We start from the raw sequence: 23,938 nt of genomic DNA on the forward strand, positions 1-23,938 counted from the left end.
CTTTAGCGTGCTTCCTGTCCCATCCCAGAGGCCGCCGACGGAGGCGATCGAGGAATGACCGGAGACCGACAGCAGAACACGAGCAAGAACCCGGGCGGGAAGACGGACGGGGGTACGGGCGCGGGCGCGCGGGTGGTCACCTCGCGACGGCGCGTACTGGCCGCCGCCGCGCTCGCCCCGGTACTGACTGCGGCCGGAGCGACCGGGGCGGCCGGAGCGACCCGCACCGGGACGGCAACCGGGCACGGCGAACGGATCGAGCCCGTGCGGACCGCCTTGGCGGACTGGGCGGGCGTGGCGCGGGCGCTGGGCCGCCCCGGCAGCATGCTGCGCGACACGGCGTACCACACGAGCTTCCCCCGGCAGGACCTGCTGGTGGTCTCCGGGGGCGTCGTCGTCACCCCGGGGCTCGCGCTGGGCACGCACGTGGCCTTCGTCCGTTACGCCGACGGCAGCACGATGATGATGGGCGACGTGGCAGTCACCGAGAAGGAGCTCCAGCGGGTGACCGACGCCTGGCAGGAGCACGGGATCGAGCAGACCGCGCTGCACAAGCACCTGCTCTCCCACACCCCCGACATCTGGTGGACCCACATCCACGCGCACGGCCACGACGCGCCGGCCCTGGCCCGCGGGCTGCGCGCGGGGATCGACCTCACCGCCACCCCGCCCGCCCGGCCGCCGCGCCCGCAGACGCCGATCGACCTGGACACCGCCGCGATGGACGCCGCGCTGGGCACGAGGGGCACTACCAACGACGGGATCTACAAGATCCTCTTCATCCGCCGCGAGACCGTCGTGGACGGTCACCTGGTCCTGCCGCCGGGCCTGGGGTCGACCAGCGCGTTCAGCTTCCAGCCGCTGGGCGGCGGCCGGGCCGCGCTCAGCGGCGACTGCGCCATGATCGCCGACGAGGTCCCGCAGGTGCTGAGGGCCCTGCGGCGCGGCGGGATCGAACTCGTCGAACTGCACAACCACCACCTGTCGGAGAACCCCCGCCTGTTCTTCATCCACTTCTGGGCCGTGGGCGACGGCGTCGAGCTCGCGCGGGCACTGCGCCCGGCGGTGGACGCCACCGACGTCGTACCGAACACCTGACCCCGGCCCGACCGCACAACCCGGAAGAACCGCACGGACCGAACGGACCCGACGGCCCGAACGGACCCGACGACCCGAATGAGCCCGACGACCCGAATGAGCCCGGCGGCCCGGAGGAGCCCGGCGGCCCGGACGAGTGCACGACCCGGTCGCCGGACCGTATTGCGCCGGTCCAGCGACCGGGGCCGCCGATCTCTTCTGCATATGGACCAATCGGCCGGGAGCAGCGCGTGTCCGGGCCGACGGCCGGGCACCCATGTCCCGTCCGGCCCGCACCCCGCACGGACGGAGCCCGGCCTCCCCACCCCACGAACCGACCGTCAGACCCTCACCTGGAGCTCCGCATGGAACCAGCCGCCGACGCCCGGCACTGCCCGTTCGACTACGCCGAAGCACTCGAATTCGACCCGGTGCTGAGGGAGTTGATGAACGAGGGACCGGTGTCCCGCATCCGTCTTCCGCACGGCGACGGCGATGCGTGGCTCGTCACCGGCTACGACGACGTGCGCACGGTGACCACCGACCGGCGCTTCAGCCGCACCGCCGTCATCGGCCGGAACTTCCCGCGCATGACCCCCGAACCGATCGTCCAGGCCGAGGCGATCAACGTGATGGACCCGCCGGGCAGCAGCCGGCTGCGCAGCCTGATCTCCAAGGGCTTCGCGCCCCGCCACATGGAGCGCATGCGGGTGCGCACCCAGCACGTCGTCGACGAGTTGCTGGACCGGATGGAGGAGCAGGGCGCCCCGGCCGACCTGTTCGAGCACCTGGCGGCCCCGCTGCCGCTGACCACGATCTGCGAGGTCCTCGACATTCCCGAGGCGGACCGCGCGCAACTGCGCGCCCACGCCCGGACCATGATGGACACCACCGTCGAGAACAAGGAAGCGGCGATCCGCTCCAAGGCCGATCTCCGCGCCTACTTCGCCACGTTGACGGCCCAGCGCCGGGCGAACCCGGGCGACGACCTGATCAGCGCGCTGGCCACCGCCCGCGACGGGGACGAGATCCTCAACGACCAGGAACTGACCGTCATGGCCATGGTCCTGCTCATCACCGGCCAGGACACCACCACGTACGAGATCGGGAACATCGCCTACACCCTGCTCACCAGGCCGGACGAGCTCGCCATGGTGCGCGATCAGCCCGGCATGCTCCCCCAGGCCATCGAGGAGCTGCTGCGTTTCATCCCCTTCCGCAAGGGGGTCGGCATCCCCCGGGTCGCCACCGAGGACGTGGAGCTGAGCGGGGTGCGCATCCGGGAGGGGGACATCGTGCACGTCTCCTATCTGACGGCCAACCGCGACGGCCGGAAGTTCGACCGCCCCGACGAGCTGGACCTGGAACGCACGGGGCCGTCCCACATGACCTTCGGCTGGGGCGGACACCACTGCCTCGGGGCCCCGCTCGCGGCCACGGAGCTCCAGGTCGCCATCGGAACGCTGCTGGAGCGCTTCCCCGCCCTGAAGCTGGCGGTACCGGCCGAGGACGTGCGCTGGAACAAGACGTCGATCTGGCGCTACCCCCTCGAACTCCCCGTCACCTGGTGACCGGGGAGGTCCCGTACGCCCGACGACCGGACGCGGTCCGGAGCCCCCGGTGACCGGGGGCTCCGGACCGCGCCGCGGGACCGGGGCACACGCCCCGGACCGCCGTGCGCGCCTCCGCACGTCGTACGTGTACGGCGTACGGCGCGCGCACGGCCGGGACCGGGCCGGACCCGGCCGACGGGAGGCCGTCATCGATGATGCGTCCGCGAGGGACGGGCGGCAACCGGAGCGCCCCGCCGAACCCCACCCCGCTTCCGGCACCCCCGAAGCCCGACCGCACCCCACCACGCCTCGCCCCACCCCGCCCCACCTTGCCCCACCACGCCTCGCCGCGCCGTGCCACGCCTCCGGCGCACGTGCCCGCCCCTCGGTCCTCGCCGTCCCGACATGCGACCCCGATCCGCCTGCCGTAGCGTGAACCCGACGGCCACCCATCCCGTGGCGGAGCAGCGTCCGCCCACGAACGGCTGGGGTCTTTCGTTTGGATCAGGCCGGATCAGCGAGCGGGGTCCGGTGCGTGCGATCGCAAGGCGGAGGAGGGAGCCATGGCGGAGCCATGGCGACCGACGACAACGCGGCGAGCGTGCGTGCCGGGGCACGCGAGCCCGGCATGATCCAAAACGAGAGGCCCCAGAACTCAGTCTTCGACGGTCGGCCCGTCCGCGCCCGTTCCAGGGGTACCTGCACGGCGCCGGAATCCACCAGTGCTCCATCCTGCGCGACCGCGTATGCCGACGCGATGCCGCGCGCACAAAGCCGTGGTGGCCGCCTCCGGCCGACGAACACCCCCTACGAGGAAACCTTCGGGCCCGGCCGTGTGGACCATGCCCGCTAGGAGGAGTTCCATGGCGGTTCTCTGCAAGCCGGCCATCACGGTTCCCGAGTACGTCATAACCAACGAGGAAACCCTCGATCTGGCCCGGCGGTTGCACGGTGACCACCCGCAGATCGATCTGGTCCTTCGTCTGATCGAACACACCGGGGTGCAGAAACGGCATCTGATCCAGCCGATCGAGAAGGTGTTGCAGCACCCGGGGTTCGACGCCCGCAGCGTCACCTACGAGGAGCACACCAAGGCCCGGGTGCCGGCGGTGGTGCGCCGGGCGCTCGATCACGCCGAACTTGAGCCGGATCAGATCGACTTGATCGTCTACGTCTCCTGCACCGGCTTCATGATGCCGCCGGCCACCTCGTGGCTCATCGGCGAGATGGGCTTCCGCCCGGAGACCCGGCAGCTGCCGATCGCCCAGCTCGGCTGCGCGGCGGGCGGCGCGGCGGTGAACCGGGCCCACGACTACTGCACGGCCTACCCCGACGCCAACGTGCTGATCGTGGCCTGCGAGTTCTGCTCGCTGTGCTACCAGCCCACCGACCTGGGCGTGGGATCGCTGCTGTCCAACGGGCTGTTCGGCGACGGCATAGCCGCCGTCGTGCTGCGGGGCAGCGGCGGCACGGGAGTGCGGCTGGAGCGCAACGGCTCGTTCATCATCCCGGCCACCGAGGACTGGATCTCCTACGCGGTCCGCTCCACCGGATTCCACTTCCAGCTCGACAAGCGGGTGCCCGGCACCATGGAGCCCCTCGCACCGGCGCTGGAGGCGGTCGCCGAGGAGCACCAGTGGAACGCGGGGAAGATGGACTTCTACATCATCCACGCGGGCGGCCCGCGCATCCTGGACGACCTGAGCCACTTCCTGGACGTGCCGCCCGAGGCGTTCCGCTTCAGCCGCGCCACACTCACCGAGTACGGCAACATCGCCAGCGCCGTGGTGCTGGACGCCCTCGGCCGCATGTTCGACGAGGCCTCGGCCCTCGACGGCCACCGCGGCCTGATGGCCGGCTTCGGACCCGGCATCACCGCCGAGATCTCCCTGGGCACCTGGACGAGCGAGGCCGAGTCCTGACCCGCACCCGCCGCCCTCTCCTCCGCCCCGGTCCCGGGCCCCGAGCCCCGGACCGGGGCCGGGGCCGGGGCCGGGGCCGGAGGCGCCCCGCGTGCCCGGACGGCGTTGTCAGTGCCGGGTGCCAGACTCGACAGCATGACCGAACGTTGGGCTCTGGCCATGACGGAGACCGGTGGTGCGCTCCTCGCCCCGCTGGCCCCCACCGGCCTGCCCGCCGCCCCGGTCGTGGCCGAGCCCGACCTCGTGGCCGCGGTCCGTTCCCGTCCGGACGTCGTGCGCTGGGTCTGGCGGTCCACCGCCGAGATCTACCCACGGCTGCTCGCGGCCGGTGTCCCCGTGGACCGCTGCTACGACATCGAGGTCGCCGAGTCCCTCCTCCTCGCCCACGAGGGCCGCCTCGGCGAACCCCGCTCCGCGGCCGCCGCCCACGCCCGCCTGCGCAACGCCCCCGTACCCCCCGATCCCCCGCCCCGCACCGCGGAGCCCGGCTCGCAGTCCTCCCTCTTCGAACCCCGCACCGGCACCGAGCTGCCCTTCGACGACCTGCTCCAGGTGTACGCCGACCAGCTCCGCCGCCACGACGCCGCCGAGCACCCGGCCCGGATGCGCCTGCTCACGGCCGCCGAGTCGGCCGGCATGCTGGTCGCCGCCGAGATGAACCGGGCGGGCCTCCCCTGGCGCGCCGACGTCCACCGGGACGTGCTGGACGAGCTGCTCGGCGAGCGGTACGCGGGCGGCGGCGAGCCCCGCAGACTGGCCGAGCTGGCCGACGAGATCTCGGCCGCCTTCGGCAGACGGGTCCGCCCCGACCTCCCCGCCGACGTGGTGAAGGCGTTCGCGCAGGCCGGCATCAGGATCAGGTCCACCCGGCGCTGGGAGCTGGAGGAGCTGGACCATCCGGCGGTGGAACCCCTCGTCCGCTACAAGAAGCTGTACCGGATCTGGACGGCGCACGGCTGGAGCTGGCTCCAGGACTGGGTGCGCGACGGCCGCTTCCGCCCCGAGTACCTGCCGGGCGGCACGGTCAGCGGCCGCTGGACGACCAACGGCGGCGGGGCGCTCCAGATCCCCAAGGTGATACGGCGGGCGGTCGTCGCCGACGAGGGCTGGTGCCTGGTCGTCGCGGACGCCGACCAGATGGAGCCCCGGGTGCTCGCCGCGATCTCCCGCGACCGCGGCCTGATGGAGGTCGCGGGCCACGACGGCGACCTGTACACGTCCCTGTCCGACCGGGCCTTCCAGGGGGACCGGGAGCACGCCAAGCTCGCCCTGCTCGGCGCGATCTACGGCCAGACCTCGGGCGACGGACTGAAGAACCTCGCCGCCCTGCGCCGCAGGTTCCCGCTGGCCGTGGCCCATGTCGACGAGGCGGCGAAGGCGGGCGAGGAGGGCCGTCTCGTACGGACGTGGCTGGGCCGGACCAGCCCTCCCGCGGCCGGGAGGGGGGAGGACGGGGAGGCCGGGCTCCCGCAGGAGGACACCGACCCGGCCTCCGCCGACGACGAGTTCACCCCCGGCTACGCATCGACGAACGCCCGCGCGCGGGGCCGCTTCACCCGCAACTTCGTGGTGCAGGGCAGCGCCGCGGACTGGGCGCTGCTGCTCCTGGCCGCCCTGCGCCAGTCGCTCCGCACCGCCGGGCTCCGGGCCGAGCTGGTCTTCTTCCAGCACGACGAGGTGATCGTGCACTGTCCGAAGGAGGAGGCGGAGGCCGTGGTGGCGGCGATCCGGGCGGCCGGTGACCTGGCCGGCCGGACCGTGTTCGGCGAGACACCGGTGCGTTTCCCGTTCACGACGGCGGTGGTGGAACGCTACTCGGACGCGAAGTAGCCCCCCCGGCGGCACCCGCCGCTCACCGCCCCGGACCACTCATCTCCCGGAACCGGAGCCGGAGCCGGAATCGGTCTCCCCGTCGTTTCTCCGCCCGCCCTCGTCGAACCCGGCCAGGCCGTGGTCGTAGTGCACGGGACGCAGATGCTGGTGCCGGTGGCGGGCGTTGAGCAGATGGATGACGTACGCCGCGAGCGCGATCATCGCGAGGACGACCACGACGGTGACCAGGGTGTCCATGCGGTTCCGGCCCCCTTCGATGCGCAGGCCGACAGAACCGGCTCACCGGGAGCCGTACACATCCAGGCTACTCCGCGGCCCCGCACCCGCCTCCGGAGGACGGATCCGCCCCCGGAGGACGAAAAGGAGGGTCCGGGCCGATGGTGCCGTCGGCCCGGACCCGGCGCGGTGCGCACCCCCCGCGAGGCAAGTCCGGGGTGCGCACCGCGCGGCGGTGGTACGCCTGCGCCGTGCTGCGTGTCTACCCGCGTTCCCACAGGGCGGGGACGTTCGGCGGTTCCCAGCCGGTCACGGCCGAGTGCGCCTGCAGACAGCGGTACGTGACCCCGCCGTACGTGACGCGGTCTCCCGCGTTGTAGGAGCTGCCGGCCGCCCAGGTGGTGGAGCCGGGCGGGTCGGTGGGCGGGTTGGTGGGCGGAACGCTCGGACCCTCGACGTCGAGGACGAAGTCGAAGGACCCCTCCTTCCCGGAGCCGACGTCCCGGACGTTCATCAGGAGCGCCGGGTCGAAGAGCATGTCGGTGTTGTTGCGCGGCTCGCCGGGGAAGTAGAGCTGGGTGGTCAGGATGCCCGAGCCGGGCGCCTGGGCCTTCACGTGGATGTGCCGCGTACGGCCCGGGTAGAGCCCCGCCACGATCGTGGTCAGCTTGAAGGCACCCGACTTGTCGGTGAACTGGTGGCCGCGGAAGGCGTATCCGCTCATGTCGTACGCGCCGTTGGTGTCGGCCTGCCAGAAGTCCAGGAGCACTCCGGGGATGGGCTTGCAGCTCCGCCCGAAGACGTAGCCGCTCACGGTCAGCCGGACACCGGGGGTGCTGTCGGTGATCAGGCTCGTGCGGAGCGGGGAGTTGGGCTTGAAGTAGGGCCCCTCCATCTGCTCGTGGGTCGGGCCGTCGCCGTCGTCGCAGTTCGGCGTGGGAGCCAGCGGCCGGCCGTCGGCACCGGTGTCCCGGGCCAGTGCGACGCCGCCGCCCGCGAGCAGCGGGACGGTACCGGCGACCAGGGCGGCCTTGAGCAGGGTCTTGCGGCTGATCCCGCGGGGGTCGCCGGAACCTTCGGGCACTTCTGGAGTCATGGCTGATTCCTCGATATGGGGGAAGGACACGGGCATGACATGACGTGGAGCGGTGTGCGGTGTGCGGTGTGCGGTGTGCGGTGTGCGGTGTGCGGTGTGCGGTGTGCCGGTGCGCGCCGCCCGGCGGGGAGGCCGAAGCGCTGGCCGGGCGGCGCGGTCATCGGCGCCGCGGTACCGGTGCCGGAAGGGACACCGGTGCCGCGAGGGGCACTAGGCCCGCTGCCAGAGGGCCGGCACGTTCGGCGGCGTCCAGCCGGGCTGCGCCAGGTGCGCCTGGAGGCAGCGGAAGCTTTCGGAGCCGTAGGTCACGACGTCGCCCGCCGCGTACGACGTGCCTTCCTTCCAGGTGCCGCCCGGGGCCGGCGGGTCCGTCGGGTCCGGCGGGTCGGTCGGGGTGCCGTTGGTGACCAGGGTGACCCCGTACGCCTGGAGCGCCGGGTTCAGCGGCTGGAAGTACGTCGTGCCGCCCTGGGAGCAGTTGCCGGAGCCGCCGGAGGTGACGCCCTGCGCCTGGCTGCCGGAGATGAACGAACCGCCGGAGTCACCGGGCTCGGCGCACACGTTGGTCCGGGTGACCCCGGAGACGGTGCCCTCCTGGTAGGTGACGCTGGTGTTGCGCTGCTGGACCGTTCCGCAGTGCCAGCCGGTCGTCGAACCGGAGCGGCAGACCGACGAACCCTCCAGCGCCTCGGTGGACCCGGTGACCGTCACGTCGCCGTTGCCGTAGCCGTTCACCAGGGCGCGCGGCGTCCAGTTGCTGTTGGTGGCGACCCAGGAGTAGTCGCGGCCGGGGAACGTGGAGCCCTGGAACGAGCCCTGCGCCTGCTGGTTGTAGCCGCTGGTGCTGACCCCGGGCGTTCCGCAGTGGCCGGCGCTGACGAAGCCGGACTGGGTGCCGAGCTTCACCGGGAAGCCGATGGAGCAGCGCCCCGAGCCGTTCATGTAGTACGCGTCACCGCCCCGCAGGTCCGCGAAGGTGCGCGGCTGCTCCGTGGACCGGTTCACCTTCACCAGTTCGCGCGACACCCCGGCGGCGGCCAGGAAGGTGTCGGCGGCCGAGGCGTCGGCGGCCTGCACGACGACCCGGTTGGTGGTCACGTCGACGTACCAGACGGGCACGTCCTCGGGGGCGTCGCGCAGCGCCACCCGGTCCAACTTGGCCTTGGCTGCGTCGAGTTCGGCCAGGGTGTGGGCGACGACGACGGGCTCGGCACCGGCCTTGCGGATCGCGGCGGCGTCCGACGCGTCGGTGGTGGCGACGGTCAGGGCCGCGTCGTCACCGCTCACCCGGGCGCCGGCGAAGTCCGCGCCGAGGGTGCGCTTCAGCCCCGCGGAGACGGCCGTCGCACGGGTTTCGTGGCCGATCCTGCTGCGCGCCTCGGCGTCCGTGAGACCGAGGTCGCGCCGCATGGCCTCCAGCAGACCGGGCGAGAGCTGTTCGGAACCCGCGGCGGTGGGGGTGCGGGGGGCGGGGTCGGCGGACGCGGTGCCGGCCAGGCCGGCGAGCGCGAGCGCACCGACGGCCACGGTGGCGGTACACGCGGCCAGGGCACGTCTGCGGAGCATGGATCTCTCCACGGAACTCTCCTTGACTTCGGGGGAATTGCCGCCAAGGTAGCCGTGGACACGTCACCGCCAGGAGATCCCGTTCTCCCCCTCACTTCGCGTTATGGGGTGGGCGTGCGCATGGGTTGTCGGGGGCCGGACGGCGTACCGTCCGGCCCCCGACAACCCATGTGTCACCCCGCGCCCCCGCGCCCCCCGCCCCTCCTTCTGCCCCTCCGGTCGCCGCTACCGCCCCGCCGGCTGGGCCGGCAGCGTGTAGACGTGCCGGGGCGTCACGATCCGGGTGATCGCCTCGCCGAAGAGGGTGCTCGGCTCCGAACCCCGGTAATCGGTGTCGGTGTTGAGGAGCACGACCAGTGTCGTCCTCGTTTCCGGCAGGTACACGACCAGCGATTCGTAGCCCGGCAGCGAACCGTTGTGGCCGATCCAGCCGTGCACGTCGAAGATCCCCAGGCCGTATCCGGTGTCCGGCAGACCGCTGGACCCGGTCCTCAGCCGCTCGGCCTGGGTGGCGGGGGTGAGCAGCGTGCCGGTGGCGAGGACCCGGGCCCAGACGCGCAGGTCGCGCTGGTCGGAGATGGCTCCCCCGGCGGCCCACGCCCAGGAGGGGTCCCAGTCCGTCGCGTTCTGCGTCCGGCCGTCCGCCGTCTGGTCGGTGTAGCCCTGGGCGTGCGGGGCCGGGAACTCCGTGCCGCGCGGCAGGAACGTGTGGTGCATGCCCGCCGGCCGGAAGACGTTCCGTTCGAGGTACTCCGCCAGCGGCAGCCCGCCCGCCTTCTCCACCACGAGCCCCAGCAGGATCGCGTTGGTGTTGCTGTACTCGAACTTCTCGCCCGGCTGGAACTGCACGGGGTGCCTGAAGGAGTACGCCAGCAGCTCCTGCGGGGTGAACGGCCGGTGGGGGTCGCTCGTCAGAGCCTTGAAGAAGTCCGGGTCCATGGAGTAGTTGAAGAGCCCGCTGCGCATCCCCGCCAGATCGCGCAGGGTGATCCGGTCCCCGTTGGGAACGCCCTTCACGTACCTGCCGATCGGGTCGTCCAGCCCGACCTCGCCCCGGTCGACGAGGGTGAGCAGGGCCGTCACCGTGAACGTCTTGGTCACGCTGCCGACCCGCATGTTCAGGCCGGTCGACATGGGCGCGCCCGATGCCTTGTCGGCGACGCCGAAGGCCCGGACGTAGCTGCCCCTGCCGGGTGTCCACAGCCCGACCGTGACGCCCGGCACCCCCGCCTCGCGCATGACCTGCCGCACCGCCCGGTCCAGCTGCCGGCTCACGGCGGGCGTGAGTTCCGGGAACCCGGGGGAGGGCGAGGGGACGGGCGGGTCGGTCCGGGCCGGGAAGGCTGCTGCGGAGGGCTGCGCGACCGCCACCGACCAGGCGTTTCCCGACGCCGCCGGAACGATCAGCAGCCCGGCCGCCGCCGCGGCCGCGAACCCGTTGCGCAGTCGGTTCTTCGGGCGCGTCATGGACCGACTCCCGTCACGAGGGAACAGGACTCCACAAAAAGCCTAGGACCGTGCGCCCGCCCCGGCGACCTCGACGGGCACCGCCGTGCCGCCGGGGCGGGCGGCACGGCGGGGAGCACGGCGGGAGGTCAGTCCGTGCCCGGCTGCCAGATCGTGCTCCGCAGGTCCGAGCCGCGGACCAGCTGGATCCGCCGGGGATCGATGCGGATCACGTGGTACTCGGGATCCTCCGGGCCGCCCCGCCAGTAGTGGATCGGGTCGTAGCCCACGCCCGGTGGGCCGCCCCGGGTGTAGAGCTCCCAGGCGTGGCGCCGGTCGGCGTCGGTGTCGGCCCAGGTGGAGAGGGCGTCGACGTGGACGGTGTTCTGGCGGGGATTCCAGTAGGAGTACGTCGTGTGCGGGCTGTGGGCCAGGTGCGCCGTCTTCACGGGGGTCCGGTACGCCGCCAGCCAGCCGACGGGCCGGCCGTCGACGACCTCCCAGACCGGGAGCAGGACCCGGGCGCGGGGCCGGTTCCTCCGGTCGACGGTGATCATCGTGGCGTACTTGATGTCGCGCACGTAGGTGAAGAAGGTGTCCTGGAGGTCGGCGAAGCTGTCGACCCGGGTGGCGGCCATGGGGTGCTCCTTCGTGATGCGGGTGAAGTGTCAGCGGGAGGAGGGGAGTTCGGAGGCGGGGAGTTCGGACGCGCGGTCGTCGGCCGGCTGCTCGCCCCCGGCGACCACCCGGTCGGCCCCGGCCCGGCGGGAGCGCACTCCGAAGCCGCTGATCAGCGCCGCGGCCAGGGCCGCTACCAGGGGCACCCAGAGCGCGGCCCGGTAGCCGTCGAGGAGCGCGGCCGGTGAACTCGACACGGTGGCGGAGACGTTGACGGCCGCGGCGGCCGAGAGGCCGAGTGCCGCGCCGAACTGGAACGAGGTGTAGAGCAGCCCGCCGGCCAGACCCTGTTCCTCCTCGTCGACGCCTTCGGTGGCGACGATGGTGAGCGGGCCGTAGGTCAGGGCGAAGGCGAGGCCCAGCAGGAGCAGGCTCGGGAGCATGACCGGGTAGGTCCAGTCGGCGCCGACCGGCAGGAAGAGCCCGTACGCCAGGGAGGCGAGGACCAGGCCGCCGAGGATCAGCCTGGCGTTGCCGAAGCGGTCGACCAGCCTGGGCACGAGGACCGGCGAGAGGATCGCGTCGATGCCGATGACGATCATCGCGAAGCTGGTCTGGAGGGTGGACCAGCCGCGCAGTTCCTGGAGGTAGAGGACGACGAGGAACTGGAAGCCGAAGAAGCCCGCCGCGAAGAGCAGCCCGACGGCGTTGGCACGCACCAGGGCGGTGTTGCGGAAGATGCCCGGACGGACCAGGGGCGCCGCCGAGCGGCGTTCGACCACGACGAACACGGCGAGGGCGGCGAGGCCCGCGCCGAGGGTGGCGAGGGTCTGGACGAGCGGGGCGTGACCGGCGCGCTCGACGCCGAGGACCAGGAGCAGGATGGCCGCGGTGACGGCGAGTCCACCGGCCAGGTCGAGGCTCTGCCCGGCGCGGTCGGGGCGGGGCGACCTGGGGACGAGGGCGAGCGCGGCGAGCAGGATCAGGGCCGAGAGCACGACCGGGGCGAAGAACACCCAGCGCCAGTCGGCCGAGGCGAGCAGACCGCCCACGACCAGGCCGATCGAGAAGCCGCCCGCCGCGGTGCCGGAGTAGAAGAGCAGTGCCTTGTTGCGCCGCGGGCCCTCCTCGAAGCCGGTGGTGATGATGGACAGCCCGGCCGGGGTCATGAAGGCCGCCGCGACACCGGTGACGAAGCGGGCCGTGACCAGCATCCAGCCCTCCGTGGCGAGTCCGCCGAGTCCGGAGAAGACCAGGAAGACCGAGAGCCAGAGGACGAACATCCGGCGCCGCCCGAAGAGGTCGGCCGCCCGGCCGCCGACCAGCATGAAGCCGCCGTAGCCGAGGACGTACGCGCTCATGACCCACTGCAGCGAGCCGGTGGACAGGCCGAGGTCGGCGCGGATGGCGGGCAGGGCCACGTTGAGCATGGCCACGTCGATGCCTTCGAGGAAGATCGCGCCGCACAGGACGAGCAGCACGCCCCAGTCACGGGCGCTCAGCGGGGCGGCCGCCGGTTGCTTCTGTGTTCGCATGCCGGTTCAACTCCTGGTTCATCCGAGGAAGGGGGAAGGGGGAATCACCGCTGCGCCGACGGGACTTCGGGCTTCGAGGCTTCGAGGCTTCGGGGCTTCGTCGGGGCGGCTCGTCCACCATCCGCCGGGCCCGGGAACGGAACAACGGCGAAGATCTCAACGTTCGTTCAACCAGGCTTACCGATCCGGTTCACCTGGGGGAATCCGATGGAACGCGACGAGGTCGAGTGCTTTCTGCTGCTCGCCGAGGAACTGCACTTCGGCCGCACCGCCGATCGGATGCGGCTCTCCCGCGCCCGGGTGAGTCAGCTGGTGCAGCGGCTCGAACGGCGCGTCGGGGCGCCGCTGTTCGTACGCACCAGCCGCCGCGTCGCCCTCACCTCGCTGGGCAGGCAGCTGCACGCGGACCTCGAACCGGCCCACCGCGCGATGCGGGCCGCCCTCGACCGCGCCGCCGCCACCGCGCGCGGCATCGACGCCGTGCTGCACGTCGGGTTCTCCAACCCGCTGACCGGCGAGATCGTGATGAAGGTGACGGAGTCGCTGCGGATCAGCCACCCCCAACTCGCCGTGGAGATCTGCGAGGTGCCGCTGTCCGATCCGTACGGGCAGCTGCGCAACGGAGAGTTCGACGTCCAGCTCCAGGAGTTCCCGGTCCGCGAGGAGGACCTGGGCGGCGGCCCGCCGCTGATCACCGAGGAGCGCGTGCTCGCCGTGACCTCGGCGCACCCCCTCGCCGCGCGCGACTCGGTGTCCATGGAGGACCTCGCCGACGTACCGCTGCTCACGGTCGAGGGCGAACTGCCGGACTACTGGCTGGAACAGCACGTCCCCGCGCGCACCCCGGCGGGCCGGCCGATCGGGCGGGGGCCCGCCGTCACCAACATGCAGGAGGCGCTGATGCTGGTCGCGGGCGGGAAGGGCGCCCTGCTCACCGCCGCGCACACGGCGACGTACCACGCACGACCGGGCATCGCCTACCTCCCCTTCGTCGACGCGGAACCGGTCGGGTACGGCCTGGTGTGGCGCACCGGCGACGACACCGGCGCGGTGGAGGCATTCGCCGGCGCGGCCCGCCGGGTGGCCCGGGAAGTGGCGCAGGGGGACCCGCGGGTCACGGCACCGTCCTGACGGACGCCCCCGGCCGTCCGGTTCGGACCGGAACGCGCGTCCGGCGCGACGGGGCGGCCCATCCGGTGAGCGAACTGCCCCCTCCCACCGGTATCCGAATATCGTGGTGGCCGGTTATCGTGACGGTCGGCGGGAGAGGACCTCCCGGGCGTTCTGCCATTTGGTGCCCGGCACCGGGCTTCGGTATGGCCGAGACCAGGGGCATGCGGTGCGACATTTCAGCCAAGGCTGATCTTGCCGGGCGCCCACAATGGTCCTTATATCCCCTCCCCGCTCTCCCTTCTTTGCCGAAATCATGGGCGACAAATTCTCCATACCGCCCCTTTTCGGTCACTCTGCTCAATGGCCTGAATCCATGACTTCCAGGGGCGAGTATCTGGTGCCGACAGAAGGTCGGAATTAACGTGACAGAGGCACCGGCACGAGGGGGAAGCGGGCATGACTGGCAAGGGGGAGGGGGATTTCGAGAAATTCTCGAATTCGCCACCCTTCGACATCTCCTCGCTGAGCGACATACTTTATCTCATCAATTCCCGGAACCTTCCGGGGACGGAGTCCGAGCCTCCCGCGGAACTCGACGAGGCCCGGATCAGTTTCATCCGCGGGCACAGCCGCCTCGCTCTGCGCTCGATCGACGCCATGCTGCGCGGCCTGGATCCGTCGGACCGCGGATACCTCGACATCGTTGCCCTCCGGCTCCTGATCGTGGCGATGACCGGGGAGGACGCCGAATCGCTGATCGCCGAGGCCGGCAAGTCGTACCAGACCGGTTCCACGGCCCTGGACGTGATGACGCTCTGTCTGAAGGCGAACGAGTGCTGGTACACGGGAGACCTCATCCAGGGGCTCTGGCTGAATCAGGTAGCGGTCGAGCAGGCCCGTGATGCCGCTCCGATCTGGAAGTTCTACGCGAATTTCCTACTCGCGAAGCGGCTCATCGACATCCACGTCCCGTACCAGGCGGACCGGATCATCCGGGAGACGCGGGAAATCGCCCGCAGCGCGGGCCTCTTCGTGTTCGGTCCGATGCCCGAGGCCCTGGAGGCGGTGCGGCACTGGCAGGAGGGACGGCTGGACGAGGCCGAGCGGTCCGCGCAGCTCACCGTCCGGCTCAGCCGGCAGTACACCTCGACCTTCGGGGTCAAGATGGCGCTGTCGGTCCTGGCGATGGTGAGCCTGGGCCGTGCGGACTGGGCGAAGACCGCGGAGTACCTGGAGGTCTCCCGCACCAGGCCCGAGCTGTACGGCATGCCGGACTCCGTGGGGCGCGCCGAGTGCGGGGAGGTGGCCCTGACCCACGCCCGGTCGGGGCCGCACGCCGCGGCCGAACGGATCCGGGCGCGCTGGGACCTGCTGGGCACCGGTTCGGGGTTCTTCGTCGAGGACCCCGCCCGCCCGGCGTGGCTGATCTCCGTCGCCGTGCGGGCGGGCGACGTCGAGCTCGGCGAACGGCTGCTGGGGGAGATCGAGCACCTGGTCGAGCTCAATCCCGGTGTGGCCGTGCTGAGGACGGCGGCGGACAGCGCGCGTGCGGCGATGGCGGGGGGCCGGCTGGAACTGCCGACGGTGCTGCCGCCCGCCCACCCCGCGACGGCACCGGCGGCCTCCCCGGGCGGACCGGACGGGCCCGGCAGACCTGGCGAACCGGGCGGACCCGGCGGCCGGGCCCGGCAGGACGGGCGGAACGGGCCGGGCGGGCAGGGCGGCCCGGATGCGCCGGACGTACCGGATGTGCGGCGAACCGCCCCGGACCGGGCGGGCACCGGCGCCGTGGCGAGCGCGTCGGACGCCTCGGCCCTCGTCGCCCGGCTCACCCGCCGGGAGCTCGAAATCGCCCGGCTCGTGGGGCGGGGCATGACCAACCAGGGAGCCGCGCAGCAACTCGGGCTCTCCCCGCACACGGTGAGCTTCCACCTGCGCAACGTCTTCAGGAAGCTCTCGATCTCGACGCGGGTCAGGCTGAGCACGATCATGCTGCAGGCCGAACCCGACCTGCCGGGCGGCGCGGCCGCGGTCCCTACCCGACGCCATGACACCCGGCGTTGAGCCGGATCGTTCCCCAGCTCCGGGCCAGGGACCGCAGCGCCTCCGAGGACCGGTCGAGCGGACCGCGGTGGATGCTGTGCGGTTCGGCCCCGGCCAGGAGCTCGCAGGAGGCGGCGAGATCGTCGAAGGCCCGCACCAGCGGTTCCGCCAGTGCCCGGAACGCTGCCTGGTCGAAGGCCAGTTCCGGGTCGTCCTCGTCGCGCAGCGCGTCCAGGAGGGCGCGCGCCTCCCGGGCGAGGACCTCGGCACTCCCGGCGATGCCCGCCGTACTCCCGGTACTCCCGGCGGTGTTCTCTTCGGCGTCATTCATGGAGCGACACTTTTCAGTAGCGGCCTGAGGTCTTCCAGGCGGTCGAACAGATGCCAGACGTACGCGGCCGTTCCCCCGACCCGGTGGGGATGCAGATCCGCCAGGGCGGGGTCGTCCAGATAGCCCCGGAAGGCCGCCTCCGACTCCCACTCGACGAGGATCAGCACCTGTCGTGGTGCGATGTCCCCCCGCACCACCCCACGCAGCCGGCCCAGCGCCACGACCCGGCCGCCGTGCCGGGCGACCGCCGCGGGCGACCGCCTGGCGTACGCCAGGTACTCCTCCCGGTCGGCCAGGTCGAAGAGGTTCAGCGCGTAGACGGGGCCGGTCCGGCCGGAGCCGGTCCCGTCCGGGCCGGTCCCGTCGTACCCGGTCCCCTCCCCCTCGTGTCCGGTCATGACAGCCTCCGGGGCAGGCGCAGTCCGAGGAGCAACGTCCCCACGCCCATCGCGATCTGCACGGTCAGCACCGTCAGCAGCGCGTCCCGCATCCCCTCCCCGGGCACGAGCCCCAGGAACAACGAGCCGAGCGTGGCCGCGCCCAGGGCGAGCATCGACTGCTGAGCGGTGATCATCACACCGCTCCCCACCCCCGCCATGGCGTTCGGCACGTCGGACAGCACGACGCGGAAGACCACCGGCATCACCAGGCCCTGGCCGAACCCGGCGATCGCCATCCCCGGCGCCAGTTCCAGCACCCCGAGGCCGGACCAGTCGGCCCGGACCGCCACGGCGACCAGCACAAGTCCGACGATCTGGACCGCGGCACCGCCCGCGGCGACCCGCCCCCCGAACCGGGCGACCAGCGAGGGCCCGACCAGCGAGGCGACGAAGAAGGCGAGCGCCATCGGCGCCAGCGCGACCCCCGAGGTCACCGGGCCGAAGTCCAGCCCTGTCTGGAGCGCGACCGCGATACAGAACATGAACCCGCCGAATCCGATGGAGAACGTGGGCACCATCGCCAGCCCGCGCCGCATGCTGCGCACGCCCACCAGGGACGGCGGCAACAGCGGCACCCGGCCGGCCCGGTCCGCGCGGTGCTCGACCGCGACGAACGCCGCCGCGGCCGGCCCGGCGGCCACCAGCAGGGTCCAGGCCCACCAGGGCCAGCCCGCCGCCCGTCCCTCCGTCAACGGCAGCAGCAGGCACCCCAGGGCGAGCGCGAGCAGCAGCGTGCCCGGCAGGTCCACCGGGTGCGGCCGGTCCGAGCGGGTCTCGGGCACGGTCCGCAGGGCCGTCGCCAGGCCGAGGAGCACCACGGGCACGTTGACCAGGAAGACCGCCCGCCAGCCCGTGCCGCCGATGTCCGCGGAGACCAGCACGCCGCCCAGTACCTGTCCGGCCACCATGGAGAGCCCGGTGGTGGCGCCGTACAGGCCGATGGCCCGGCCGCGCCGCGCCCCCTCGGTGGTCGCCTGGATGGTGGCCAGCACCTGCGGCAGCAGCAGCGACGCCGCCGCGCCCTGGGCCACCCGGGCGATCACCAGGGTCCACGCGTCGGTGGCCAGGCCGCAGACCAGCGAGGTCAGGCCGAAGGCCGCCATCCCCCACAGGAACAGCCGCCGACGGCCGAAGCGGTCGCCGAGACGGCCGCACAGCACCAGCAGAACCGCGTGGGCCACCCCGTACCCGGCCACTACCAGTTCGAGCATCGTCTCGGTGGTGCGCAGGTCCCGTTCCATCGACGGCAGCGCCACGTTGACGATGTAGTAGTCGAGCAGCGGCAGCGACGCCCCGACGAGCAGGGTGAACAGCCCCGCCCCGGTGAGCCCGGGACCCGCCCCGGCGGCCGGCGCGCGACCGGGGGCCGCGGCGACGGCCACCGGCTCGCCGCCGCGCCCCGGGCGCTCACTCATCGTCCGCCGCCACCAGCCACGCCGTCTTGGCGTCGGCGGCGAGCGCGGCGACGCCGCCCGCGGTGAGCACCGACGTCTCCAGCACGGTCCGGCAGGTGCAGTCGTCCGCCTCGGCCAGCCGTTTGACCAGCTCGGCCACGGCGGCCTGGGCGGTGGCCGAATTGCGCCGCATGACCTCGCCCACCGCCTCCGCGGTGACCGACTCGTCGCCGTTCTCGCGCCAGCAGTCGTAGTCCGTCACCAGGGCCAGACCCGCGTAGCACAGCTGCGCCTCACGGGCCAGGGACGCCTCCGGCAGGGCGGTCATCCCGATGACGTCCATGCCCCAGGACCGGAAGAGGTTCGACTCCGCGCGGGAGGAGAACCGCGGCCCCTCCACGCAGCAGTAGGTCCCCTTCTCGTGCACGACCGCGGCCGACGAGCCGTGCACGGCCGCGACCGCGAGGCGGCGCAGCGAGGCGCAATAGGGGTCGGCGAACGGCACGTGCCCGACCAGGCCGCCGCCCAGGAAGGTGGCGGGCCGCACCCCCCGGGTCCGGTCGACGATCTGGTCGGGGACCACGATGTCCCCCGGGGCGTGGTCCTCGCGGAGGCTGCCGACCGCGCTGACGCTGAGCACCCGCCGTACGCCCAGGGACTTCAGCGCGTAGATGTTGGCCCGGTAGGGCACCTCGCCGGGCAGCAGCCGGTGCCCCCTGCCGTGCCGGGCCACGAAGGCGACCGTCCGGCCGCCGAGGGTGCCGCTGACCACCGGGCTGCTCGGTTCCCCGTAAGGGGTGGCGACCCGTGTCTCGCGCACGTCCTCCAGGCCGTCCAGGTCGTACAGCCCGCTTCCCCCGATGACTCCGAGTTCCGCCCGGACAGAACCGCGTTCCTGCTGACTTTCCCGAGAGGACATCGACAACCCTTCGTCGCGTGAGCCGTGGCCACGAGCCGTGTTCTCGTCAGTACTCCCAGGAGTACGGCGGGCCGGTGCGGGCGGGCATCCGACGGGGGGCCCACGCCCTGCGACGAAAGTGGTAGCCGCCGGTGCCGGTCCGCCCCGCGCGGCTGTCCGGTCCGTGGTCCCGGTGCCCCCTGTCTCCACATGTGGCGCGCGGGACGCGGACCGTACCGTCCCCGGCATGGATGAAACCCAGAGCACAGGAGCGGAACAGGGGCCGGTCGCCGTGGTCACCGGGGCGCGGCGCGGCATCGGCCGCCACATCGCGGAGACACTCGCGGCCGAGGGGTACGACCTGGCCCTGATCGACGTGGCCGCGGCCGACGAGACGGAGAAGGCCGTCGGGGAGGCCGGCCGGCGGGTCGTCTCCCTGGTCGGCGACGTGTCCCGGGAACAGGACGTCGTGGGCCTGGCGGAGCGGGTGCACGACTTCTTCGGGCGGGTGGACGTCCTGGTGAACAACGCCGGGGTCAACCTGATCACGCCGACGGAGGAGCTGACGGGCGAGGACTGGAACCGGGTCCTCGGGGTCAACCTCACCGGAACGTTCCTGTGCAGCCGCGAGTTCGGCCGCCGGATGCTGGCGCGGCGCCGCGGCGGCATCGTCAACATCTCCTCCCTGCTGGGGCTGCAGGGCGCCCCCGACCGCGCGTCGTACGCCGTCAGCAAGCACGGCGTCGTCGGCCTGACCCGCAGCCTGGCGGTGGAGTGGGGCGCCCGGGGCGTACGGGTCAACGCCGTGTGTCCCGGCTATGTCAACACCGACATGAACGCGACCAACCAGGCCCGGGGCTTCTACACGGCCGAGGACATCACCGAACGCTCGCCCCTGGGGCGGTTCGCCGAGCCCGAGGACGTCGCCCAGGCGGTCGCGTTCCTCGCCGACGAGCGCCGCAGCGGCTACGTCAACGGGACCGCGCTGAGCGTGGACGGCGGCTGGACCGCGGACGCCAGCTGGCGCGGCCTCCTGCTGAGCAAGCGCTGAGGGAGGAGGGCGTCTTGGCACTGACACTCGCGGAGAAGCTCTGGCGCCGCCACGTCGTGGACACCACGGACGGCGGCCCCGACCTCCTCTTCATCGATCTGCACCTGATGCACGAGATGACCAGCCCGCAGGCCTTCGACGGGCTGCGGGCGGCGGGACGGCGCCCGCGCCGCCCCGACCTGACCCTCGCGACCGAGGACCACAACGTACCGACCGACGCCACGGAGGCCGGGCTGCTCTCCATCACCGAGCCCATCGCCCGCACCCAGGTCGAGCAACTGCGCGCCAACTGCGCCGAGTTCGGGGTTCCGCTGTTCAAGCTCGGCGACGCCGAGCAGGGCATCGTCCATGTCATCGGCCCCGAACTCGGGCTGACCCAGCCGGGGATGACCATCGTCTGCGGGGACAGCCACACCAGCACGCACGGCGCGTTCGGGGCGCTCGCCTTCGGCATCGGCACCAGCGAGGTCGAGCACGTCCTGACGACCCAGACCCTGCCGGTCACCCGGCCGCGCACCATGGCGGTCACCGTGAACGGCACCCTGCCGCCGGACGTCACCGCCAAGGACCTGATCCTCGCCGTCATCGCGCGGATCGGCACGGGCGGCGGCCGGGGCCACGTCATCGAGTACCGGGGCGAGGCGGTGCGGGCCCTGTCCATGGAGGCCCGGATGACGCTGTGCAACATGTCGATCGAGGCCGGTGCGCGGGCGGGCCTCGTCGCGCCCGACCGCACCACGTTCGACTACCTGCGGGGACGGCGCTTCGCGCCCGACGGCGCCGACTGGGACGCGGCGGTGGCCGACTGGTCCGGGCTGTGCAGCGACGACGACGCCGAGTTCGACACCGAGGTCGTCATCGACGGCTCCGCGCTCGGCCCGTACGTCACCTGGGGCACCAACCCCGGCCAGGCGGCCCCCCTGTCCTCGTCGGTGCCCGACCCGGAGTCCTTCCCGGACCCGGCGGCGCGCGCCGCCGCCGCGTCCGCACTCGCCTACATGGGGCTCGACGCGGGCCTGCCGCTGCGGGACGTCGCCGTCGACACCGTCTTCGTGGGCTCCTGCACCAACGGCCGGATCGAGGACCTGCGGGCCGCCGCGTCCGTGCTGCGCGGCCGCCGGGTGGCGCCGGGGCTGCGCATGCTCGTGGTGCCGGGCTCGACCGCGGTACGGGAGCAGGCGGGGCGGGAGGGACTCGACACCGTCTTCGTCGCGGCCGGGGCCGAGTGGCGCTCGGCGGGCTGCTCCATGTGCATCGGCGTCAACCCGGACCGGCTGGCCCCGGGCGGGCGCAGCGCCTCGACGTCCAACCGCAACTTCGAGGGCCGCCAGGGCGACGGCGCGCGCACCCACCTGGTGTCGCCCGCCGTCGCCGCGGCCACCGCGGTGCTGGGCTCCCTGGCCGCCCCGGCGGACCTCCCTCCGGCGATCGGCGCCGGGACATGACCTACCGGATCGCGGTGCTGCCGGGCGACGGGATCGGCCCGGAGATCATGCCGGCGGCCGAACGGGTCCTCGCCGAGGTCGGCGACTTCGAGTTCCACGAGTACGCGATCGGCGCCGCCGCGCTGAACACCCATGGCCTGCCGCTGCCGGGGAGCACCCTCGACGGGTGCCGCCGGTCCGACGCCGTGCTGCTGGGCGCGGTCGGCACCGGTGTGCAGCCCACCGACCCCGAGGCGCCGCGCGCCGAGCAGGGACTGCTCGAACTGCGGGCCGGACTGGGCCTGTTCGCGAACCTCCGCCCCGTCCGTCCGCTGCGGGCGCTGCGCGCGGCGAGCCCGCTGCGGAGCGAGTACGTCGAGGGCGTGGACCTGCTGGTCGTCCGGGAGCTGACCGGCGGGCTCTACTTCGGCGACCGGGGCAGGGAGGGCACCGGGGACGGCCAACGCGCCCATGACACCTGCCAGTACACCGCGGCGGAGATCGAGCGCGTGACCCGGGTCGCGTTCGAGCTGGCGCTGCGCCGGTCCCGGGCCCACGCGCGGCCGCCCCGGCTGGCCTCGGTGGACAAGGCCAACGCCCTGGAGACGTCCCGCCTCTGGCGCGAGGTGGTGACCCGGGTCGCCGAGCGGGACTACCCCGGCGTGGAGGTGGAGCACGTCCTGGTGGACACGGCCGCGATGCGCCTGGTGACCGCGCCCGCCCGGTTCGACGTGCTGCTGACGGAGAACATGTTCGGCGACATCCTCAGCGACGAGGCGGCCGCGCTCGCCGGCTCGCTCGGCCTGCTGGCCAGCGCCTCGCTGCCGGCCCTGCCGCAGCCGGGCCGGGCCGCCCGGGGCTCCCTGTTCGAGCCGGTGCACGGTTCCGCCCCGGACATCGCGGGCAGGGGGATCGCCAGCCCGCTCGGCATGATCCTCTCCGCCGCGCTGCTGCTGCGCCACGGGCTCGGCCTGGAGAAGGAGGCCAACATCGTCGAGGAGGCCGTCGAGCGCGCGGTCGGCGCCGGGCTGCGCACGCGCGACCTCGGCGGCACCGACGGCACCGAGGCGGCGACCCGCGCCGTCCTGTCCGCACTGTCCGATTCCCCCGGCAGGAGAACACGATGACCCGTCGCCTGTTCACCTCGGAGTCCGTCACCGAGGGCCACCCCGACAAGATCGCCGACCAGATCAGCGACACCGTCCTCGACGCGCTGCTGCGCGAGGACCCGGCCTCCCGGGTCGCCGTCGAGACGATGGTCACCACCGGTCTGGTGCACCTCGTCGGCGAGGTGACCACCACCGCGAACGCGCCGATCGTCCGGCTCGTGCGTGACCGCGTCCTCGACATCGGCTACGACTCCTCCGAGAAGGGCTTCGACGGTGCCTCCTGCGGCGTCTCGGTGTCCATCGGTGCGCAGTCGCCCGACATCGCGCAGGGCGTCGACACCGGCGGAGCGGGCGACCAGGGCCTGATGTTCGGGTACGCGTGCGACGAGACGCCCGAGCTGATGCCGCTGCCCATCCAGCTCGCGCACCGCCTGTCGTACCGCCTGTCCCAGGTCCGCAGGGACGGGACCGTCCCGTACCTGCGCCCCGACGGCAAGACCCAGGTCACCATCGAGTACGACGGCGACAGGGCCGTACGCCTGGACACCGTCGTCGTCTCCTCGCAGCACGCCTCCGACATCGGTCTCGACTCGCTGCTCGCGCCCGATGTCCGCGAGTTCGTCGTGGAGCACGTGCTGTCCGAACTCGCGGACAGCGGCATCAAGTTGGAGACCGAGGGTTACCGCCTGCTGGTGAACCCGACCGGGCGTTTCGAGATCGGCGGCCCGATGGGCGACGCGGGTCTGACCGGCCGGAAGATCATCATCGACACCTACGGCGGCATGGCCCGGCACGGCGGCGGCGCCTTCTCGGGCAAGGACCCGTCGAAGGTGGACCGTTCGGCGGCGTACGCGATGCGCTGGGTCGCCAAGAACGTGGTGGCGGCGGGGCTGGCCGCCCGCTGCGAGGTCCAGGTCGCGTACGCGATCGGCAGGGCCGAGCCGGTCGGCCTGTTCGTCGAGACCTTCGGCACGCACACGGTCGACGACGAGCGGATCTCCCGGGCCGTCACCGAGGTCTTCGACCTGCGTCCGGCCGCGATCATCCGCGATCTCGACCTGCTGCGCCCGATCTACGCCCGAACCGCGGCGTACGGCCACTTCGGCCGCGAACTCCCCGACTTCACCTGGGAGCGCACCGACCGCGCCGACGCGCTGCGCGAGGCCGCCGGCCGGTACTGAACCCCTCGGGGAGAACTCCCGGCCCTACGGCCCCGGACCGAACCGGTCCGGGGCCGTCCGCATTTCCCCGCCGGGGCCGCCCGTATTTCCCC

20 protein-coding genes are annotated in these 23,938 nt (G+C 72.8%); 10 read left to right on the plus strand and 10 right to left on the minus strand.

Features of this window, described 5'->3' with window-relative positions; genetic code table 11:
* The first annotated feature begins 54 nt into the window (after nt 1-54).
* The 4 genes from ABZZ04_RS09125 to ABZZ04_RS09140 all read left to right on the plus strand — a co-directional run bounded on the left by ABZZ04_RS09125 (nt 55) and on the right by ABZZ04_RS09140 (nt 6,382).
* Entirely contained in the window at nt 55-1,098 is a 1,044-nt protein-coding gene (locus ABZZ04_RS09125) for a DUF1259 domain-containing protein (RefSeq protein WP_356931545.1), read from the plus strand.
* A gap of 344 nt (nt 1,099-1,442) precedes the next feature.
* Complete coding sequence (locus tag ABZZ04_RS09130; protein ID WP_356931546.1) at nt 1,443-2,648, plus strand: cytochrome P450; 1,206 nt, start codon at nt 1,443-1,445, stop codon at nt 2,646-2,648.
* Between the two features lie 845 nt (nt 2,649-3,493).
* Nucleotides 3,494-4,552, plus strand: coding sequence for a type III polyketide synthase (locus ABZZ04_RS09135; RefSeq protein WP_356931547.1), 1,059 nt, complete (start codon nt 3,494-3,496; stop codon nt 4,550-4,552).
* A 135-nt stretch (nt 4,553-4,687) separates the two neighbouring features.
* Nucleotides 4,688-6,382 (plus strand): bifunctional 3'-5' exonuclease/DNA polymerase, encoded by a 1,695-nt coding sequence (locus ABZZ04_RS09140; RefSeq protein ID WP_356931548.1) that lies wholly within the window; start codon nt 4,688-4,690, stop codon nt 6,380-6,382.
* A 39-nt stretch (nt 6,383-6,421) separates the two neighbouring features.
* On the opposite strand, the gene ABZZ04_RS09145 is transcribed toward ABZZ04_RS09140, so the two are convergent.
* The 6 genes from ABZZ04_RS09145 to ABZZ04_RS09170 form a co-directional block, all read right to left on the minus strand.
* Entirely contained in the window at nt 6,422-6,622 is a 201-nt protein-coding gene (locus ABZZ04_RS09145; RefSeq protein WP_356931549.1) for a hypothetical protein, read from the minus strand.
* Between the two features lie 241 nt (nt 6,623-6,863).
* Nucleotides 6,864-7,697, minus strand: coding sequence for a carbohydrate-binding protein (locus ABZZ04_RS09150; RefSeq protein ID WP_356931550.1), 834 nt, complete (start codon nt 7,695-7,697; stop codon nt 6,864-6,866).
* Between the two features lie 210 nt (nt 7,698-7,907).
* Nucleotides 7,908-9,263, minus strand: coding sequence for an alpha-lytic protease prodomain-containing protein (locus ABZZ04_RS09155; RefSeq protein ID WP_356931768.1), 1,356 nt, complete (start codon nt 9,261-9,263; stop codon nt 7,908-7,910).
* Nucleotides 9,264-9,488: 225 nt separating this feature from the next.
* Nucleotides 9,489-10,730, minus strand: a complete 1,242-nt coding sequence (locus ABZZ04_RS09160; protein WP_356931551.1) for a serine hydrolase domain-containing protein — start codon at nt 10,728-10,730, stop codon at nt 9,489-9,491.
* A gap of 128 nt (nt 10,731-10,858) precedes the next feature.
* Nucleotides 10,859-11,347, minus strand: a complete 489-nt coding sequence (locus tag ABZZ04_RS09165) for a pyridoxamine 5'-phosphate oxidase family protein (protein ID WP_356931552.1) — start codon at nt 11,345-11,347, stop codon at nt 10,859-10,861.
* A 30-nt stretch (nt 11,348-11,377) separates the two neighbouring features.
* Nucleotides 11,378-12,862, minus strand: a complete 1,485-nt coding sequence (locus ABZZ04_RS09170) for an MFS transporter (RefSeq protein ID WP_356931553.1) — start codon at nt 12,860-12,862, stop codon at nt 11,378-11,380.
* A gap of 207 nt (nt 12,863-13,069) precedes the next feature.
* Between ABZZ04_RS09170 and ABZZ04_RS09175 the strand changes: the two genes are divergently transcribed.
* Both ABZZ04_RS09175 and ABZZ04_RS09180 read left to right on the plus strand, forming a co-directional pair.
* The gene (locus tag ABZZ04_RS09175) at nt 13,070-13,993 is read left to right on the plus strand and encodes a LysR family transcriptional regulator (protein WP_356931554.1); all 924 of its coding nucleotides are present in this window, start codon (nt 13,070-13,072) and stop codon (nt 13,991-13,993) included.
* Nucleotides 13,994-14,431: 438 nt separating this feature from the next.
* On the plus strand, nt 14,432-16,039 hold the full coding sequence (locus ABZZ04_RS09180) for a helix-turn-helix transcriptional regulator (protein WP_356931555.1): 1,608 nt from the start codon (nt 14,432-14,434) through the stop codon (nt 16,037-16,039).
* Here the strand turns inward: ABZZ04_RS09180 and ABZZ04_RS09185 are convergent.
* From ABZZ04_RS09185 to mtnP, 4 genes are read right to left on the minus strand one after another with little or no spacing between them, the layout of a single operon-like run.
* A complete protein-coding gene (locus ABZZ04_RS09185; protein ID WP_356931556.1) occupies nt 16,011-16,349 on the minus strand; it encodes a hypothetical protein in 339 nt (112 codons plus the stop codon). The two genes, ABZZ04_RS09180 and ABZZ04_RS09185, sit on opposite strands and share 29 nt — an antisense overlap.
* Nucleotides 16,346-16,747, minus strand: coding sequence for a DUF1330 domain-containing protein (locus ABZZ04_RS09190; RefSeq protein ID WP_356931557.1), 402 nt, complete (start codon nt 16,745-16,747; stop codon nt 16,346-16,348). Before ABZZ04_RS09190 ends, ABZZ04_RS09185 begins: the two co-directional genes overlap by 4 nt.
* On the minus strand, nt 16,744-18,204 hold the full coding sequence (locus tag ABZZ04_RS09195; protein ID WP_356931558.1) for an MFS transporter: 1,461 nt from the start codon (nt 18,202-18,204) through the stop codon (nt 16,744-16,746). Before ABZZ04_RS09195 ends, ABZZ04_RS09190 begins: the two co-directional genes overlap by 4 nt.
* Nucleotides 18,197-19,102, minus strand: a complete 906-nt coding sequence (mtnP, locus tag ABZZ04_RS09200; protein ID WP_356931559.1) for an S-methyl-5'-thioadenosine phosphorylase — start codon at nt 19,100-19,102, stop codon at nt 18,197-18,199. The genes ABZZ04_RS09195 and mtnP overlap by 8 nt, the downstream gene beginning before the upstream one ends.
* Nucleotides 19,103-19,328: 226 nt before the next feature.
* On the opposite strand from mtnP, the gene ABZZ04_RS09205 reads away from it, so the two are divergent.
* The 4 genes from ABZZ04_RS09205 to metK are packed head-to-tail and all read left to right on the plus strand — an operon-like array spanning nt 19,329 to nt 23,846.
* On the plus strand, nt 19,329-20,132 hold the full coding sequence (locus ABZZ04_RS09205) for an SDR family oxidoreductase (RefSeq protein WP_356931560.1): 804 nt from the start codon (nt 19,329-19,331) through the stop codon (nt 20,130-20,132).
* Between the two features lie 14 nt (nt 20,133-20,146).
* Entirely contained in the window at nt 20,147-21,577 is a 1,431-nt protein-coding gene (gene leuC, locus ABZZ04_RS09210) for a 3-isopropylmalate dehydratase large subunit (protein ID WP_356931561.1), read from the plus strand.
* Nucleotides 21,574-22,683 carry a 3-isopropylmalate dehydrogenase gene (gene leuB, locus ABZZ04_RS09215; protein WP_356931562.1) on the plus strand — a complete coding sequence of 370 codons (1,110 nt, stop codon included), beginning with the start codon at nt 21,574-21,576 and terminating at the stop codon, nt 22,681-22,683. The genes leuC and leuB overlap by 4 nt, the downstream gene beginning before the upstream one ends.
* Nucleotides 22,680-23,846, plus strand: coding sequence for a methionine adenosyltransferase (gene metK, locus ABZZ04_RS09220; RefSeq protein ID WP_356931563.1), 1,167 nt, complete (start codon nt 22,680-22,682; stop codon nt 23,844-23,846). Before leuB ends, metK begins: the two co-directional genes overlap by 4 nt.
* Nucleotides 23,847-23,938: the final 92 nt, after the last annotated feature.

It is taken from the genome of Streptomyces sp. NPDC006435 (assembly GCF_040612315.1).
Classification (GTDB): Bacteria; Actinomycetota; Actinomycetes; order Streptomycetales; family Streptomycetaceae; genus Streptomyces.